The following is a 16,421-nucleotide window of genomic DNA, read 5'->3' on the forward strand; positions in this document are numbered from 1 at the left end:
GCACCACGGCTCCCACTTCCGGACAAATCTCACAGCGGGGACGCGCCCAGCGGTGACCGCCCGACGCCTAGCCTTGTCCATGGTGGACGGAGGTGACGCTTGTGGCCCAACTGCTGCTCGTGCTGATCGGTGCGCTGCTGGTGACCGCGGTGGCGCGCAGCCGGGAGATCGCCGCCCCGCTGCTGCTCGTCCTGGTAGGTCTCATCGTCTCGCTGATCCCGGGCGCCGCCGAGCTGTACATCGACCCCGAACTGCTGCTCACGGTCGTGCTGCCACCGCTGCTGTACGCCGCGGCGCTGGAGAGCTCCTACCTGAACTTCCGCAAGCGGATCCGGCCGATCGTGCACCACGGCGTGCTGCAGGTGGTGGCCACCGCGTTCGTCGTCGGGTGGATCTCCTTCACGCTGATCCCGGAACTGCCGCTGGCTTCGGCGATCGTGCTCGGCGCGGTGATCGCCCCGCCGGACGCCGTCACCGCCGCCGCGATCGGGCGCCAGCTGAAGCTGCCGCGCGGCATCATGACCGTCCTCGGCGGCGAGAGCCTCATCAACGACGCCGCCGCGCTGACGACCTACCGGATGGCGATCGCCGCCGTCGCCGGGAGCACGCCCACCCTGGCCCAGGGCCTGTGGGCGTTCGCGCTCGCCGTGGTGGCCGGGATCGCGGTCGGCCTGGTCATGGGCGTCCTCGCGCACATCGCGCGGACCCGGGTGCCGGACGTGCAGGTCGCCACCGTCCTCGGCGTGCTGGTGCCGTTCGTGGCGTACCTGCTGGCCGAGGAGCTGGGCGGCTCCGGAGTGCTCGCGGTGGTCACCGCCGGGCTGTACGTCGGCCACCACCAGCCGCGCGCCCGCGCCGCCGGCCGGCTCCAGGAGCACACCGTCTGGGCGTCGATCAACCTGCTGCTGGAGAGCCTCGTCTTCGCGCTCATCGGCCTGCAACTGCACAAGATCATCGAGGAGGTCAACGCCTCCGGCCGGAACGTCGCGGCGGTGGTGGTCAGCGCCCTGCTGATCCTGGGCGCGGTCATCGCGTTCCGGGTGGTGTGGATGTTCGCGGCGAACTACCTGCCCGGCCTGTCGCACCTGATCAGACCGTCCGGCGCCCGCCGCGGCAGCGTGTGGCGGCGCACCACGGTGCTGTCGTGGACCGGGATGCGCGGGGTGGTCACGCTGGCCGCGGCGGGCGCGATCCCGTACACCACGGAGAGCGGCGCCCCGTTCCCGGCCCGCGAGGTGATCCAGCTCGTCGCGTTCGTCGTCACCGTCGGCACGATCCTGGTCCAGGGCACCACGCTGCCGCTGCTGATCCGCAAGCTCGGGGTCAGCGACCCGCAGGAGTCCGAACGGGACGACCACGCCGAGGCCGAGGCCCGGCGCATCGCCACCAGCGCCGCCCTGGAGTACCTGGAGGGGCTCACGCCCAGCGACCTGGCGTGCGACCAGAAGCGCTTCGAGCGGGTGATCAACCGCATGCGCGACCTGGTGGAGCACCAGGGCCAGGCCGCGGCCGAGCAGGTCGGCCGCACCCCGGACGAGCGCGCGGACACCGCCAGCCGCGTGTTCAGCGAACTGCGCCGCGACCTGCTGGAGGTGGAGCGCCGCGCGATGGCCGACGAACGCGACGCGGGACGCCTCGACGACGAGGTCCTGCGCCGCGTCCTGCGCGAACTCGACCTCCAGGAAGCCGCCCTGGACTCGTCCTGGCGCAACCGCTGACTGTTTTGGTGGATACCGTGGTCGTTTTGCGTAGCGGCGCCAGCGCTTTCTCTTTTCGGTGAGTGGTCTCGCAACCCGCACCGCCGCGGGTTCTCCGACAAGCACAGGGGCGCGTCAGCGCCTCCGTGGGGGGGGTCGGGCGACGGGCGGGCCGCTGAGGTTCCGCCACCTGCGCCGCTACGCAAAGCGAGCCGACAGTCAACCCCTCACGCCATCGTGTGGCGAACGATCGTCTGGTCGCGCCCGGGGCCGACGCCGATGGCCGAGACGCGGGCACCGGCGAGCTCCTCGATCCGCTCGATGTAGGCCCGCGCGTTCGCCGGCAGGTCCTCGAAGCTGCGGGCGCCGCTGATGTCCTCCCACCAGCCGGGCATCTCCTCGTAGACCGGCACCGCGTGGTGCACGCCGGTCTGCGTCATCGGCATCTCGGTGACCCGCTCGCCGTCCACGTCGTAGGCCACGCAGATCGGCACGGTCTCCAGACCGGACAGCACGTCCAGCTTGGTCAGGAAGTAGTCGGTGATGCCGTTGACGCGGGTCGCGTAGCGCGCGATCACCGCGTCGAACCACCCGGTGCGCCGGGAGCGCCCGGTGGTGACGCCGAACTCGCCGCCCTGCTTGCGCAGGCTGTCCCCGGCCTCGTCGGTGAGCTCGGTCGGGAACGGTCCGGCACCCACGCGCGTGGTGTACGCCTTGAGGATGCCGATCACCGCGTTGATCTTGGCCGGCCCGATGCCGGAGCCCGCGCACGCCCCGCCTGCCGTCGGGTTCGACGAGGTCACGAACGGGTAGGTGCCGTGGTCGACGTCCAGCAGGGTGCCCTGCGAGCCCTCCAGCAGCACCGTCTCGCCGCGGTCCAGCGCCTCGTTGATGAGCAGCTTGGTGTCGGCGATCCGGTTGGCGAACTTCTCGCCCTGCGACATCACGGTGTCGACGACCTCGTCGACGTCCAGCCCGCGCCGGTTGTAGACCTTGACCAGCACCTGGTTCTTGAACTCCAGGGCGGCCTCGACCTTCTGCCGGAGGATCTTCTCGTCCAGCAGGTCCTGCACCCGCACCCCGACGCGCGCCACCTTGTCCTGGTAGCACGGGCCGATGCCGCGGCCTGTGGTACCGATCTGCTTTTTGCCCAGGTAGCGCTCGGTGACGCGGTCGATCGCCACGTGGTACGGCATGATCAGGTGCGCGTCGGCGGACAGCAGCAGCCGCGAGGTGTCCACGCCGCGCTCCTCCAGCCCGGCCAACTCCTCCAGCAGCACGCCCGGGTCCACGACAACGCCGTTGCCGATCACGTTCGTGACCCCGGGGGTCAGGATGCCCGACGGGATGAGGTGCAGGGCGAAGTCCTGCCCGTCGGGCAGCACGACGGTGTGGCCCGCGTTGTTGCCGCCCTGGTAGCGGACGACCCACTGCGCCTGCTCGCCGAGCAGGTCGGTCGCCTTACCCTTGCCCTCATCGCCCCACTGGGCTCCGATCAGCACGATCGCCGGCATGTGAAACTCCAACCTGGACTGGGTGGTCGCCAGCGTGACCGCACGCTTCGCCCGCGCCCACCTCGGGGTATGCCGGTCGATCAGGGTAAACCAGGAGCGAAACGTGAGTACGACCGCATTGTCCTGCGGAAACGTCGACTGCGCAGCGCGCCCGAGCCGTCACGGCGTGCGATGGTGCCAGGTCCCGGCCGAACCCGGCCGCCAGGACGTCGACCCGCTGCTCGCCGACACGACCGACCGGATCGTGGTACACGGCACCGACGCCGACCTGGCCGCCGTCGTGCTCCGGCTGCTGCGCAAGAACCGGCTCGCGGACCTGGTGGTGGGCTACGTCCCGGTCGCCGACTCCCCGGCGTCGCGGCTGTGGGGGCTGCGCGTCGGCGACTTCGACCGCGCCTTCGACGCCGACCCGCGGCCGACGCCGCTGATCCGCGACGACTCCGGCGGGCTGCTCGTCGCCTCCGGCGTGATCGAACCGGCCACCGGGCAGATCTACTGCGACGACCAGCAGGTCCTCAACGGTCCGGCGCTGCGCGTGGAGGTCTCGCCGGACCCCGGCGCGGCGCCGCTGGCCGAGCCGACCGCCGACCCGCTCAGCACCGACATCGACCCGGCCGAGGACGGCCTGCGGGTGACGGTGGTGCGCAAGGGCCTGCTGCGGCGGCGCCGCGAGGTCGCCCGGGGCCGGGCGGCCCAGGCGAGCTTGCGCACCACGTCGGTGCTGCGGGACGGCGTCGCGCACCCGCGCCCGGTGGACCGCTGGGTCTGGTACCGCCACACGGAGGATCTCCGCTTCGCGCGCTGACACACCCACCGATCGGGTCGGTGATTTGATCACCGACCAGTGCGACGATCGGTGGCGTTTTCACGCCAAGTCACCTCTTGGCCACGCTGCGGCATTGTCTCGGCCACCCGGCCGGGACAAGGTCAAGACCTGTTGGCGAGAAGCCCACGCGGAGGAAGCCATGAGAGTCCACCGATCGCTGCGCGCAACTCTGACCGCCCTGCCGCTGGCGGGCGTCATCGCCCTGGTGCCCGCCGGCACCGCCGCCGCCGAGCCTCCCGGCATCCCCGACCCGGCGGCGGCGAAGACCGAGCTCAACGAGCTCAAGGTCGCCCCCGAGGGCTCGATGGACGGCTACAGCCGGGAGAAGTTCCCGCACTGGATCGAGCACCCGGACGGCTGCAACACCCGCGAGGAGGTGCTCAAGCGGGACGGCAAGGACGTGCACGTGGGCTCGGACTGCTACCCGACCTCGGGTTCGTGGTTCAGCCCGTACGACGGCAAGACCTGGGACAAACCGTCCAGCCTGGACATCGACCACATCGTCCCGCTGGCCGCGGCGTGGCGTTCCGGTGCCGCGCAGTGGCCCCAGCAGCGGCGCCAGGACTTCGCCAACGACCTGGAGGGGCCGCAGCTCATCGCGGTCACCAACTCGGTCAACCGGGAGAAGGGCGACCAGACGCCGGACAAGTGGATGCCCCCGGCGCAGGACTACCACTGCGAGTACGCCGAGATGTGGGTCGGCTCGAAGCACAAGTGGCAGCTCACCGTCACCGACGCGGAGAAGGCCGCACTGCAGAAGGCCCTGGACGCTTGCTGATCCGGTCGAAGGCGGCGACCCTGCCGGGATGAGCGAGAACGTGCTGCGATCGGCGCTCGTCGCGCCGCCCGGCGGGGTCATGACCGACGAGGTCGGGGTCGTCACCGGCGATCTGGAGCTGGCCACGGAGTGCGTCGGCGGCGACGTGACGGTGTGGCTGCGCTACGCCGGCGCGGACGAGTGGTACCGGCTGTCGGCGGCCGACTGCCACCTGCACGACCCGCGCGACCACGCCGCCCTGCACTCCGCCCTGGTCGCCGTGCTGCACCGGCCGACCGCCGACCTGCGCGGCTGAACGTCAGCCGCCGAACGTGGTCCCGGCGAGCCGCGAGAGGCGCGCTCTCCCCCGGTGAGCGGTCCTGCGACCGGCACCGCCGCGCACAGCGCGTCAGTCCGGCACGTCGCCCTGGTGCAGGGGCGGGAGGGCGGCGATGGCCTCGGTGCGGCTGAGGCCGGTGGCCTGGAGCAGGTCGACCGCGATCGACCTGACCTGCAGGACCACCACCTGCATCGAGAAGTGCCCCTCGCCGAGGAGTTCCACCGTGGACCGCTTGGCCACCGAGCGGGCCACCTCGCGGGTCTGGAGCGGGTCGACGCCGCTGGCCAGCTCGTCGCGCAGCAGCACCACCGCGCCCGCCAGCTCCTCCAACATGCCCGGGAGGGGGCTGGGCACCTCCTCGCCGTCGCGCAGCGCGGCGAGCGCCCGGCGGGCCAGCACGCGGGTGTTGCGCAACGCGCGGTCGATCGGGATCGACGCGGTCTCGTAGCGTTCGAGATCACCGCGCCGGCTCCACCGGATCGGCGCGAAGCGGGCGATCTCCTGACCGGCCTGCAGCGCGGTGCGCAGCTCCTCGACGGACCGCTGGCTGCGGCGCGCCTTGGCCAGCACGTCCGAGGCCAGTTCGCGGTCCCGGCGCGCCACCGCGCCCGCCACCCCGCGCAGCGCGTCCGCCAGCGCGCCGAGCACCACCCGGCCGTTGCGGTGCGCGACCGCCAGCGGGTTCGCGGGCAGCAGGACGGCGACCGCGAAACCCACGAGCCCACCGATCGCGGCGTCGGTCATGCGGGTCAGCCCGCCCGCGGAGGCGGGCGGCAGCAGGGTGGCGACGAGCACCGACGACGAAGCCGCCTGCATCACGATCACGCTGCCGCTGTCGAGCACCACCGCGGTGCTCATCGCCAGCGCGACCACCAGGGCGATCTGCCACGCGCCGGTGCCGATCGCCGAGATCAGCACGTCCCCGACGCCGATGCCGATGCTGACGCCGACCACCAGCTCCAGGGACCGCCGCATACGCTGGCCCAGCGACACGCCGAGCGAGATGACCGCGGCGACCGGCGCGAAGAAGGGTTGCGGGTGCCCCACCACGTGCCTGGCGAGGAACCAGGCCAGACCGGCGGCGACCGCGCACTGGGCGATCGGGACGCCGGTGCGCAGCAGTCGGCGCAACCGGCGGACGAGTTCCTCGCGCACACGGTTCACGCTGAGATTGTCCGCCACCGCGCGCCCGGCGACGCCGGTGGAGTCGCCGGGCACGGCGGCCGTCAGGCCAACCCGGTGGCTTCCACCGACGACGGGTCGCTGTCCTCCAGCAGCTGGCGGCAGCGGTCGAACTCGTCGTCCTCACCGATCGCCTTGGCCGCGCGGGCCAACGCGGCGATCGACCGCAGCACGCCGCGGTTCGGGGCGTGCCTCCACGGCACCGGGCCGAAGCCCTTCCAGCCCGCCTTGCGCAGCGCGTCCAGCCCGCGGTGGTACCCGGTGCGCGCGTAGGCGTAGGCGGCGATGTTCTCCTGGGCGTCGAGCGCGGCCTCGGCGAGCGCGGCCCACGCGGCGCTGAAGTCCGGGTGCGCGGCGGCGACCTCGGCGGGCGCGGTGCCCGCGTCGAGCGCGCCCTGCGCCTCGGGGTTCTCCGGCAGCAGCGTCTCCGGCGGTTCCAACAGGTTCCTGCTGTGCGTCATGCCCCAATCCTGTCAGGACCGCGAACACGACGGCGGCCCGTCCGCATCGCGAACGGGCCGCCGGTGCGCATCCGGCTTCCGGCTCAGCCGGCGAGCATGCGGCCCGCGGACTTGAGGGTCTCGCAGGCGTGGGCCACCCGGGCGGCCATGGACTGCTCGGCGGCCTTGAGGTAGCTGCGCGGGTCGTAGGTCTTCTTGTTGCCGACCTCGCCGTCGACCTTGAGCACGCCGTCGTAGTTCTTGAACATGTGGTCCGCGATCGGGCGGCTGAACGCGTACTGCGTGTCGGTGTCGATGTTCATCTTCACCACGCCGTAGGAGACCGCCTCGTGGATCTCCTCCAGCAGCGAACCGGAACCACCGTGGAAGACCAGGTCGAACGGCTTGGCACCGGAGTCCAGGCCGAGCTTGCCGGCGGCGACCTCCTGGCCCTGCTTGAGGATCTCCGGGCGGAGCTTGACGTTGCCCGGCTTGTACACGCCGTGCACGTTGCCGAACGTCGCGGCCAGCAGGTAGCGGCCCTTCTCGCCGTGGCCGAGCGCGTCGATGGTGTGCTCGAAGTCGCCCGGCGCGGTGTAGAGCTTCTCGTTGATGTCGTTGGTGACGCCGTCCTCCTCGCCACCGACGACGCCGACTTCGAGCTCCAGGATGATCTTCGCCTTGGCCGCGGCCTCCAGCAGTTCCTGGGCGATCTGCAGGTTCTCGTGCAGCTCGATCGCCGAACCGTCCCACATGTGCGACTGGAACAGCGGGTTCTCGCCCCGGGCCACGCGCTCCTGGCTGAGCTGGATCAGCGGCCGGACGAAGCCGTCCAGCTTGTCCTTCGGGCAGTGGTCGGTGTGCAGGGCGATGTTGACCGGGTACTTGGCGGCCACGACGTGGGCGAACTCGGCCATCGCGGTGGCACCGGTGACCATGTCCTTGACCTTGGTGCCGGATGCGAACTCGGCGCCACCGGTCGAGAACTGGATGATGCCGTCGCTCTCGGCCTCGGCGAACCCTCGCAGCGCCGCGTTGAGCGTCTCCGACGAGGTCACGTTGATGGCCGGGTAGGCGAATTCACCGCTCTTCGCCCGGTCCAGCATCTCCGCGTAGACCTCGGGGGTCGCGATGGGCATCGGTCGTCCTCCTCGGGTGGAGTTGGTCTTGGTGGCGTGAGTTGCGCAACATCCTACGAACCCACGCGCGAGTCACGTGGGCACATCGGGCCCGGCGCTACACTTTCGCGTCACACTGCACCAGCCGAGGTCATTTTGGAAAGCTGGTGACAGGATTCAGAAACTGACGAATCCTGTGGACATGGTCACACGCTCGACCCCCGCCTGACCAGCGGTGCACCGCCCGGAGGCGGGGTCAGATCCAGGCTCCGGTGACGGCGTTCCACTCCCGGACCGTGGTCTCGGCGAGCACGCCCGCCTTGGTGTACGGATCGGCGTCGAGGACGCGGCGGAGCTCGTCGGCGTCGGCGGTCTCGTAGATCAGCATCGCGCCGCGGTCGTCGGCGTACGGGCCCCCGGCCAGCAGCACGCCCCGCTCGGCCAGTTCGCGGCAGTACTCGCGGTGTTCCGGCCGCACCCGCAAGCGGTGCTCGCGGTCCTCGCCGTAGACCAAACCGACCACGAACCTGGCCATTGCGCTCCTCCTGCTGCTGTTCGGGGGTTTTCCCGGACGCTACCCGGTCGGACGACGCGGAGCGATCTACAGCCGGTACTTTGTTCGATCGTGGCGGACTTCGGGGGAAATGCGGAATTCGGCAGCCAGCGCGCCGAGCGCGCCGTGGAGCGGACGCTGGGGACCTTGCGCGCGCTGGACACCGCGTCCGTCCAGGCTCCGGACCGCCCGTTGACGTTGGAGGACCTGTACAAGCAGCAGCGGATGCGGATGGTGCGCCTGGCGATCCTGCTGGTGGACGACCCGGCGACCGCCGAGGACGTGGTGCAGGAGGCGTTCACCGGCCTGTACCGCAACTGGTCCGGGCTGCGGGACGCCAGGGCGGCGCTCGGGTACCTGCGGACCGCGGTGGTCAACGGCAGCCGGTCGGTGCTGCGGCGGCGCAAGACGGCGCGCGAGTACCAGCCGCCGCACCAGGCCGACGCGCGCTCGGCGGAGTCGCTGGCGATGCTGTCCGCCGAGCACCAGGCGGTGGTGGCCGCGCTGGGCCACCTGCCGCGCCGCCAGCGCGAGGTGCTGGTGCTGCGCTACTACGGCGACCTCTCGGAGGCCGAGATCGCCGAGGCCACCGGGGTTTCGCGGGGCACGGTCAAGTCCACCGCCAGCCGCGCCCTGGAGGCGCTGCAGAAGCACATGCGGCTGCACTGAGCGCGGGGTGAACGACACACCGTTTTGGTGTAGACCACTGACGATTCGTAGCGGAGGATCGTCGGTGTGACCGCACACGCCATCGCCGTCGACGTCGGCGGCACCGAGATCAAGGCTGCCCTGGTGGCCGTCGGGGAGGACGGCGCACGTCCGCTGCACCGCCTCCGCCGCCCCACCCCGCGCGGCCCGGACGGTGGCGCGACCGCCGACCGGGTCGTCGACGCCGTGGTCGAGGTGGTCACCGCGCTGCGCGGCGCGGGCCCGGCCGACGCGGTCGGCGTGGTCGTCCCCGGCATCGTCGACGAAAGCCGGGGCGTGGGCGTGTACTCGGCGAACCTCGGGTGGCGCGACGTGCCGCTGCGCGACCGGATCGCCGCGCGCATCGACCTCCCGCTCGGGTTCGGCCACGACGTGCGGGCGGGCGGCCTCGCGGAGGCGCGGCTCGGCGCCGCCCGCGGCATGCGGGACGCGGTCGTGCTGCCGATCGGCACCGGCATCGCCGCCGCCCTGGTGCTCGACGGCCGCGTCCACGCGGCGAGCGGTCACGCCGGCGAGATCGGGCACGTCGACGTCGGGCACGGCGAGCCGTGCCCGTGCGGCGGCACCGGATGCGTCGAGGCGGTGGCGTCCTCGGCCGCCGTGGCCCGGCGCTACACCGCGCGCACGGGGACCGCGGTCGGCGGTGCTGCCGAGGTGGCCGAAGCCGTGCGCACGGGCGATCCTGGCGCACGAGCGGTGTGGGCCGAGGCGGTCGACGCGCTGGCCCGGGGGCTCCTGGTGCTGACGGCCGTGATCGCACCGGAAGGATTCGTGCTCGGCGGCGGACTCGCCCGCGCCGGTCGGCTGCTCACCGACCCGCTGCGCGAGCGGCTCGACGAGCTGCTGGCGGCGCACCACCGCCGGCCCCGCCTCGAACTGGCCGAGCTGGGTGACACCGCGGGCTGCCTGGGAGCAGCGCTGCTGGCGACGGAAGGGTTGAAAACACCGTGAACACTGCCGAACTGACCCTCGCCGGTGGGCGGGTCGTCACCCCGGACGGCGTGCTGGAGGACGGCTGGGTCCGGATCTCCGGCGGGCACATCGCCGAGGTCGGCACCGGACCGGCCCGGGGGCCCGCGGTGGACCTGGGCGGTCGGTGGCTGGTGCCCGGCTTCGTGGACATCCACTGCCACGGCGGGGGCGGTGGCTCCTTCACCGGCATCGAGGTCGACCAGGCGCACACCGCGATCACCGCGCACCGGGCGCACGGCACCACGACCATGCTGGCCAGCCTGGTGTCCGCGTCCCTGCCGGACCTGGCCAAGCAGATCAGCGGGCTGGCCGACCTCGTCACCGACGGACTGCTGGCCGGCATCCACCTGGAGGGACCGTTCCTGTCCGCCGCCCGCTGCGGCGCGCACGACCCGGCGATCCTGCGCCCGCCGGAGACCGCCGCCGTCCAGCAGCTGCTCGACGCCGGGCAGGGCGCGGTGCGCATGGTCACGCTCGCGCCCGAGCTGGACAACGCCGAGAACGCCGTCCGGCAGCTGGTGGACCACGGCGTGATCGCGGCCGTGGGGCACACCGACGCGGTGCTGGAGCAGGTGGTGCCCGCCGTCGAGGCGGGGGCCACGGTCGCGACGCACCTGTTCAACGGCATGCGCCCGCTGCACCACCGGGAGCCCGGCCCGATCGGGGTGCTGATGGAGGACGAGCGGGTGACCGTCGAGCTGATCTGCGACCTGGTGCACCTGCACCCCACCGTGGTCAAGCTCGCCGCCTCGCACGCGGGCACCGGCCGCACCGTGCTGGTCACCGACGCGATCAGCGCGACCGGCGCCGGGGACGGCACCTACGAACTGGGCAAGCTCCCGGTCACCGTGGTCGACGGCGAACCGCGGCTGGCCGACGGGTCGCTGGCGGGCAGCACGCTGACCATGGACGTGGCGTTCCGCAACATGGTCACGTGCTGCGGGCTCAGCGTTCCCGAGGCGGTCGCCGCGTCGTCGACCCGGCCGGCCGCGCTGCTCGGCCTGGCGGACCGGGTCGGAGCGGTGCGCTGCGGACTCGCCGCGGACCTCGTGGTGCTCGACGCCGATCTGCGGCTCACCGGGGTGATCAAGGACGGCGCGTGGGCGTCGGGGGAGGTTCCCCTGCCGATGGTGGAACCGCGCCGATAGGCTCGCGGCGTGAGCGATCCCGAGAACGTGCTGGCCGCGGCGCTGCGCGCGCACGCCGCGGGCGGCCCGATGCCACCGGCCGGCCAGACGGCACCGCCGCCACCGCCGCTGCCGCGCAAGCGGCTGCCGGTGCTCGCCGTGCTCGCGTTCGCGTTGGGGCTCGGACTCGTGGCGGGCGTGGTCATCGCCGCTTTCACGCTGTTCTGACCGCGCTCCCAGGTGGTGTTCACCTGCGCGTTACCCGCTGAGCACCGCTCGCGTCCGCCGACGGCGCGGCGGTGACCGCACGGTACCTTGGCAGGCGTGACGACCGAACTGCCCGCGATCGTGGACGCCGCGCACACGTCCACCCTCGCCCTGCTTCCGGCCTGGCTCGACCCCGAGAACATCGTCCGATCCCTGGGACCGTTCGCGCTGATCGGCGTCTGCCTGATCATCTTCGCCGAATGCGGTCTGCTGATCGGGTTCTTCCTCCCCGGCGACTCGCTGCTGTTCGTGACCGGTCTGTTCGTCGCGGGCGGGTCGATCGGGACCCCGCTCTGGCTCACGTGCCTGCTGGTCGCGGGATGCGCGTTCCTGGGCAACGTCACGGGCTACTGGATCGGCCGCAAGGTCGGGCCCGCGTTGTTCAACAAGCCCGACTCGAAGCTGTTCAAGCGCGAGCACGTGGACAAGACCCACGAGTTCTTCGAACGCTACGGCGCGCGGGCGGTCATCCTGGCCCGCTTCGTGCCGATCGTGCGGACCTTCATCACCGCGGTAGCCGGTGTCGGGCAGATGGACCAGCGCAAGTTCTTCGGCTACTCCGCGATCGGCGGTGTGCTGTGGGCCGCCGGGATCACGGTGCTCGGCTACTTCCTCGGCCGGGTCGAGTGGATCGAGAAGAACCTGGACCTGATGGCGATCATCATCGTCATCATCTCGGTCATCCCGATCATCATCGAGTACCTCCGCAGCCGCCGCTCCAAGGTCCGCGAAGGCCGCGCGACCGACCCGGTGAACTGACGCCCCGCGACCGGCGTCCTCCCGGCGGGAGGGCGCCGGTCACCAGGCGGTGGTGAGGTCGGCGTGCTGTTCGATCCAGGTGTGCATGACGATGCCGGCGGCGACGCCGGCGTTGATGGAGCGGGTGGAGCCGAACTGGGCGATCGAGACGACCAGGTCCGCCCCGCTGCGGGACTCGTCGCGCAGGCCGGGCCCCTCCTGGCCGAACAGCAGCACGCAGCGGCGCGGTAGCGCGGCGCGTTCCACCGGCCGGGCGCCGGGGGCGTTGTCCACCGCCACCAGCGCGAGATCCCGCTCGGTGGCGAAGGTGCGCAGCGCCGCCAGGTCGGGGTGGTGGTGGACGTGCTGGTACCGGTCGGTGACCATCGCGCCCCGGCGGTTCCACCGCCGTCGCCCGACGATGTGCACGGCTCGCGCGGCGAACGCGTTCGCGGTGCGCACCACGGTCCCGATGTTGTGGTCGTGCTGGAAGTTCTCGATCGCGACGTGGAAGTCGTGCCGCCGCCGGTCGAGGTCGGCGACGATCGCCTCGCGCCGCCAGTAGCGGTAGTGGTCGACGACGTTGCGCCGGTCGCCGCGCTCCAGCAGTTCCGGGTCGTAGCGCTCGTCGGCGGGCCACGGCCCCTGCCAGGGACCGACGCCGACCGTGGTGCCCCACTCGGTGGGGCCGATCTCCTCGCTCATGCCAGCGCCTCCCACGGCACCCGGCCGTGCACGTCGACGAGCAGGTCCAGCATGGGCAGCACGGTCCCGGCCGTCGCGGCCTCGGCGGCGAACACCACGAGGTGCTCCGGGCTGAACTCGACGACGCACCCCCGGGTCCGCTCGTCGCGCAGCAGCTCGTCGATCAGTTCGGCGCACAACGCGGCGCGGGGGAACTCCGCGTCCGACGACGTGACCGCGAAGTCCCGGTCGAACTCCGCGTGCCCGGTCGGCACCGCCTGACCGGAGCGCTGGTCGGTGCGCGCCAGCTGCAACATCGGTCCGGGCACCGGGCGCGGCACGAACACGGCGACCCCGGTGTCGCCGGGTGGCCGGCGGTACTGCACGGCCTCGAACTGCAGCCCGCGGTGCTCACCGGCCATGTGGAACTGGTCCCGCAGCCCGCCTGCCCCGGCGAACTGCCGCAGCACCGACACCTGCCGCCACAGCCGGTCGTTCGGCGGGACCTGGCGCCAGGCGAACCCCTGCCGCAGCAGTTCCTGGTACTCGCGGACGCCGCGTCGGCGCCGCCGCGCGATCACCAGCGCACCGCCCGCCACCACCAGCAGGACCAGGACGAACGCGAGGACGGCCATGCTGCTAGCCGATCACCCGAGCCCCAGGTCGGCGAGGCCGAGCAGGGAGCGGTACGGCAGCCCCGCCGCCTCGATCGCCTCGCGCGCACCGGTGTCCCGGTCGACGACCGTGGCGACGCCGACGATCTCGGCGTCCGCTTCGCGCAGCGCCTCGACGGCGGTGAGCACGCTGCCGCCGGTGGTGGAGGTGTCCTCGACCGCCAGCACGCGGCGACCGGTGACGCCCGGGCCCTCGATGCGCCGCTGCATGCCGTGCGTCTTGGCGCTCTTGCGCACCACGAACACGTCCAGCGGGTCGCCCGGGCTGTGCATCATGGCGGCGGCGACCGGGTCGGCGCCGAGGGTGAGCCCGCCGACGGCGGTGTAGTCCCAGTCGGCGGTGAGCTGCCGCAGCAGCACGCCGATCAACGGTGCTGCCCGGTGGTGCAGCGTCGCCCGGCGCAGGTCCACGTAGTAGTCCGCCTCCTTGCCGGAGGAGAGGGTGACCCGACCGTGCACGACGGCGAGTTCGCGGACCAGGTCGGCGAGTTCGCCGCGCTGCTGTTCATCGACCACGAGATTCCAGCCTACCGGCCGGTCACGGCGCTCAGGTGCGGCCGGGGGTGGTGCGGGTGACGATCATGCGCTGGATCCGCTGCGGGATCAGCCGACCCACCGCGACCAGCGCCTTGTACTGCAGTCCCGGCACCGAGACGACCCGGCCGCGGCGCAGGTCGGTCAGCGCCTCGTGCACCACCTGGTCGGCCTGCAGCCAGAACGCGCGCGGCAGCCGGCCCATCTGGAGCCCGGCCCGCTGGTGGAACTCGGTCTGGGTGAAGCCCGGGCACACCGCCATGATCCGCACCCCGGTCCCGGCCAGCGCGACCGACAGGCCCTCGGAGAGGGCGGTCACGTACGCCTTGGTGGCCGAGTAGGTCGAGCCGGACACGGCGAAGAACCCGGCGACGCTGGAGACGTTGACGATGTCGCCGCGCCCGCGCCGCCGCATGCCGGGCACGGCCGCGTGCGTCAGCCGCAGCACGGCGCCGACGTTGACGTCCAGCTGCTTCTGCACGGTCTCGGCGTCGGTGTCCCAGAACTCCCCGGAAGTGCCGAACCCGGCGTTGTTGACCAGCACGTCCACCGGGCGCTGCTCGTCGGCGAGGCGCCGTTCGACCTCGGCGCGCTGGGTGTCGGCGGCGAGGTCGGCGGGCAGCACCTCGACCTCGACGCGGTGCCGGGCGCGCAGCCGGTCGGCGAATTCCTCCAACCGGGCGGCATCGCGCGCGACCAGGATCATGTCGTGGCCCTCGGCGGCCAGCCGCCGGGCGAACGCGCGTCCGATGCCCGCGGTGGCGCCGGTGACGAGTGCGGTAGGCATGCCGCGAACCTACCGGGGAGTCAACCCCGGTTCTCCGAAGGGGCCTCGGACTCGGTGTCCGCGGTGTCGTTGGGGTCGCTGTCGAACGGGTCGACCAGATCGGCGAGTTCGCCCAGGTCGCGCAGCAGGCGTTCCAGGCGGGCCGGGTCGGCGTCGGCGGGGTCGAGCGCGGCGAGCACCCAGTCGTCCTCCAGCCACACCACGGTCACGTCCGGGCCGATCTCCTCGGTGGCGTCGACCAGGTCGGGGGTGACCAGCGGCCGAGCCCCGGAGACCTCGGTGACGAACGCGTAGCGCGAGCCGACCGGGCCGAGCAGGTCGAGCCCGGAGTCCTGCGGCACCGGGACGTCCGGCAGCCACAGCTCGACGGTCGCGGGCGTGGGGCGGCGGCAGCGGATCCCGGCCAGCACCGCGTTCGCGCGGCCGTTGACGGACAGGTCGAGCACGTACACCTGGCGCCGCCCGTCGGTGGTGAACGTCGAACCCGCGACGACGTCGGTGGCGGTGACGCCGGAGGAGTACTGCGCGAGCACCCCCCGCTCCCAGCGGGTCGGCAGCACCTGGTCGGCTTCGGCGAACTGCCATCCGCGCAGCGCCGCCCAGCGGCGCCGCTCGCGGTTGTTCGAGGAGCGCCGGGACCGGTCGCTGATCAGCAGCGCGGTCCCCGCGCCGATGGCGACGACGGCGACGACGAACCAAAGCCACGCAGGGATGCCCACACAGCGCAGGGTAGTCCGGTCGTCGCGGGACGCGAAGATCACCTGGGGCAGATGCCCCGAACCGCGCTATCGATTGAACCTGACCTGGGCAAATGATCTCGGGGCCCGTCCTGCTCGGCAGTGCGGGACGCTCGGGGACGTCACCCGAGGTTGTCGCACAGGGACCGCCACTCGGCGTGGTCCGGCGCCGGGCCGGGCAGCGGCGGCCCGCCGGCGCGCAGCCCCTCGACGACCAGCGCGAGGTAGCGGGCGCGCAGTTCGGCGCGGCGCGGCTCGCAGGTGGGCAACCGCGGGTTGAGGTGCTTGAACAGCAGCAGGATGTCGGTGAAGCCGACGTCCTCGCGCAGGTCGCCGGACTTCTGGGCGGCCACCACGAGTTCCTCGGTGACCTCGGCCATGCGGGCCTGCAGGCCGCGGAACTCCGCGGAGTAGGTGTGCGGCTCGTCCCAGGTCGGCAGCACGGTGCCGATGCCGGTGCCCTCGCGCATGCAGCGGGACATGAAGCGGATCAGCGCCCGCCACGGGTCCGGTTCGTCGGCCCGCGCGGCCTCGGCCTCGCTGATGATCAGCTGGAACGAGGCGGTGCGGACCTGCTCGACGAGCTGCTGCTTGCTGGGGTAGCGGCGGTAGATCGACGCCACGCCGACCCCGGCCCGCCGGGCGACCTCGGACATCGGTGCGCCGAACCCCTGGGTGGCGAACACGTCGCGGGCGGCGGCGATGACCTGGTCGTCGTACCGCGCCGATCTGTTCGACGTGGGCATGGCCACAGGGTACGCGTTCG

20 protein-coding genes are annotated in these 16,421 nt (G+C 72.4%); 9 read left to right on the forward strand and 11 right to left on the reverse strand.

Annotation, left to right across the window (positions count from 1 at the left end; all coding sequences use genetic code 11):
• The first annotated feature begins 92 nt into the window (after positions 1-92).
• Positions 93-1,718, forward strand: a complete 1,626-nt coding sequence (locus tag NV263_RS29705) for a Na+/H+ antiporter (protein ID WP_317630378.1) — start codon at positions 93-95, stop codon at positions 1,716-1,718.
• Positions 1,719-1,924: 206 nt separating this feature from the next.
• Here the strand turns inward: NV263_RS29705 and NV263_RS29710 are convergent, their stop codons facing one another.
• On the reverse strand, positions 1,925-3,211 hold the full coding sequence (locus NV263_RS29710; RefSeq protein ID WP_263250126.1) for an adenylosuccinate synthase: 1,287 nt from the start codon (positions 3,209-3,211) through the stop codon (positions 1,925-1,927).
• Positions 3,212-3,314: 103 nt separating this feature from the next.
• Between NV263_RS29710 and NV263_RS29715 the strand changes: the two genes are divergently transcribed.
• From NV263_RS29715 to NV263_RS29725, 3 genes are all read left to right on the forward strand, one after another.
• Positions 3,315-4,016, forward strand: coding sequence for a hypothetical protein (locus tag NV263_RS29715; protein ID WP_263250127.1), 702 nt, complete (start codon positions 3,315-3,317; stop codon positions 4,014-4,016).
• A 160-nt stretch (positions 4,017-4,176) separates the two neighbouring features.
• Positions 4,177-4,815 carry an HNH endonuclease family protein gene (locus tag NV263_RS29720; protein ID WP_263250128.1) on the forward strand — a complete coding sequence of 213 codons (639 nt, stop codon included), beginning with the start codon at positions 4,177-4,179 and terminating at the stop codon, positions 4,813-4,815.
• A gap of 28 nt (positions 4,816-4,843) precedes the next feature.
• Complete coding sequence (locus NV263_RS29725) at positions 4,844-5,110, forward strand: hypothetical protein (protein ID WP_263250129.1); 267 nt, start codon at positions 4,844-4,846, stop codon at positions 5,108-5,110.
• 93 nt (positions 5,111-5,203) lie between these two features.
• Here NV263_RS29725 and NV263_RS29730 read toward each other — a convergent pair whose 3' ends face one another.
• The 4 genes from NV263_RS29730 to NV263_RS29745 all read right to left on the reverse strand — a co-directional run bounded on the left by NV263_RS29730 (position 5,204) and on the right by NV263_RS29745 (position 8,409).
• Complete coding sequence (locus NV263_RS29730) at positions 5,204-6,298, reverse strand: FUSC family protein (RefSeq protein ID WP_263250130.1); 1,095 nt, start codon at positions 6,296-6,298, stop codon at positions 5,204-5,206.
• Between the two features lie 62 nt (positions 6,299-6,360).
• A complete protein-coding gene (locus tag NV263_RS29735) occupies positions 6,361-6,777 on the reverse strand; it encodes a DUF3151 domain-containing protein (protein WP_263250131.1) in 417 nt (138 codons plus the stop codon).
• A gap of 83 nt (positions 6,778-6,860) precedes the next feature.
• Positions 6,861-7,895 (reverse strand): class II fructose-bisphosphate aldolase, encoded by a 1,035-nt coding sequence (fbaA, locus tag NV263_RS29740; protein WP_263250132.1) that lies wholly within the window; start codon positions 7,893-7,895, stop codon positions 6,861-6,863.
• A 235-nt stretch (positions 7,896-8,130) separates the two neighbouring features.
• Positions 8,131-8,409 (reverse strand): YciI family protein, encoded by a 279-nt coding sequence (locus NV263_RS29745; protein ID WP_263250133.1) that lies wholly within the window; start codon positions 8,407-8,409, stop codon positions 8,131-8,133.
• A gap of 90 nt (positions 8,410-8,499) precedes the next feature.
• Here NV263_RS29745 and NV263_RS29750 point away from each other — a divergent pair, with 90 nt between their 5' ends.
• The 5 genes from NV263_RS29750 (at position 8,500) to NV263_RS29770 (ending at position 12,260) form a co-directional block, all read left to right on the forward strand.
• On the forward strand, positions 8,500-9,096 hold the full coding sequence (locus NV263_RS29750) for a SigE family RNA polymerase sigma factor (protein ID WP_263250134.1): 597 nt from the start codon (positions 8,500-8,502) through the stop codon (positions 9,094-9,096).
• 66 nt (positions 9,097-9,162) lie between these two features.
• On the forward strand, positions 9,163-10,086 hold the full coding sequence (locus NV263_RS29755; RefSeq protein WP_263250135.1) for an ROK family protein: 924 nt from the start codon (positions 9,163-9,165) through the stop codon (positions 10,084-10,086).
• The gene (gene nagA / locus NV263_RS29760) at positions 10,083-11,255 is read left to right on the forward strand and encodes an N-acetylglucosamine-6-phosphate deacetylase (protein WP_263250136.1); all 1,173 of its coding nucleotides are present in this window, start codon (positions 10,083-10,085) and stop codon (positions 11,253-11,255) included. Before NV263_RS29755 ends, nagA begins: the two co-directional genes overlap by 4 nt.
• Before the next feature lie 9 nt (positions 11,256-11,264).
• Positions 11,265-11,462: a hypothetical protein gene (locus tag NV263_RS29765; protein WP_263250137.1), complete on the forward strand. Its 198-nt coding sequence runs from the start codon at positions 11,265-11,267 to the stop codon at positions 11,460-11,462.
• Between the two features lie 96 nt (positions 11,463-11,558).
• Positions 11,559-12,260, forward strand: coding sequence for a DedA family protein (locus NV263_RS29770; protein WP_263250138.1), 702 nt, complete (start codon positions 11,559-11,561; stop codon positions 12,258-12,260).
• A 39-nt stretch (positions 12,261-12,299) separates the two neighbouring features.
• Here the strand turns inward: NV263_RS29770 and NV263_RS29775 are convergent, their stop codons facing one another.
• From NV263_RS29775 to NV263_RS29800, 6 genes are all read right to left on the reverse strand, one after another.
• Positions 12,300-12,944: a TrmH family RNA methyltransferase gene (locus NV263_RS29775; RefSeq protein WP_263250139.1), complete on the reverse strand. Its 645-nt coding sequence runs from the start codon at positions 12,942-12,944 to the stop codon at positions 12,300-12,302.
• Positions 12,941-13,558 carry a hypothetical protein gene (locus NV263_RS29780; protein WP_263250140.1) on the reverse strand — a complete coding sequence of 206 codons (618 nt, stop codon included), beginning with the start codon at positions 13,556-13,558 and terminating at the stop codon, positions 12,941-12,943. Before NV263_RS29780 ends, NV263_RS29775 begins: the two co-directional genes overlap by 4 nt.
• Before the next feature lie 12 nt (positions 13,559-13,570).
• Positions 13,571-14,113 (reverse strand): orotate phosphoribosyltransferase, encoded by a 543-nt coding sequence (gene pyrE, locus NV263_RS29785; protein WP_263250141.1) that lies wholly within the window; start codon positions 14,111-14,113, stop codon positions 13,571-13,573.
• A gap of 31 nt (positions 14,114-14,144) precedes the next feature.
• Positions 14,145-14,918: an SDR family NAD(P)-dependent oxidoreductase gene (locus NV263_RS29790; RefSeq protein ID WP_263250142.1), complete on the reverse strand. Its 774-nt coding sequence runs from the start codon at positions 14,916-14,918 to the stop codon at positions 14,145-14,147.
• Positions 14,919-14,938: 20 nt separating this feature from the next.
• Positions 14,939-15,631: a type III secretion system chaperone family protein gene (locus NV263_RS29795; RefSeq protein ID WP_380756465.1), complete on the reverse strand. Its 693-nt coding sequence runs from the start codon at positions 15,629-15,631 to the stop codon at positions 14,939-14,941.
• Positions 15,632-15,777: 146 nt separating this feature from the next.
• Positions 15,778-16,401, reverse strand: coding sequence for a TetR/AcrR family transcriptional regulator (locus NV263_RS29800; RefSeq protein WP_263250144.1), 624 nt, complete (start codon positions 16,399-16,401; stop codon positions 15,778-15,780).
• Between the last annotated feature and the right edge of the window lie 20 nt (positions 16,402-16,421).

Origin of the sequence: Saccharopolyspora rosea (assembly GCF_025643595.1) — a bacterium.
GTDB lineage: Bacteria > Actinomycetota > Actinomycetes > Mycobacteriales > Pseudonocardiaceae > Saccharopolyspora > Saccharopolyspora rosea.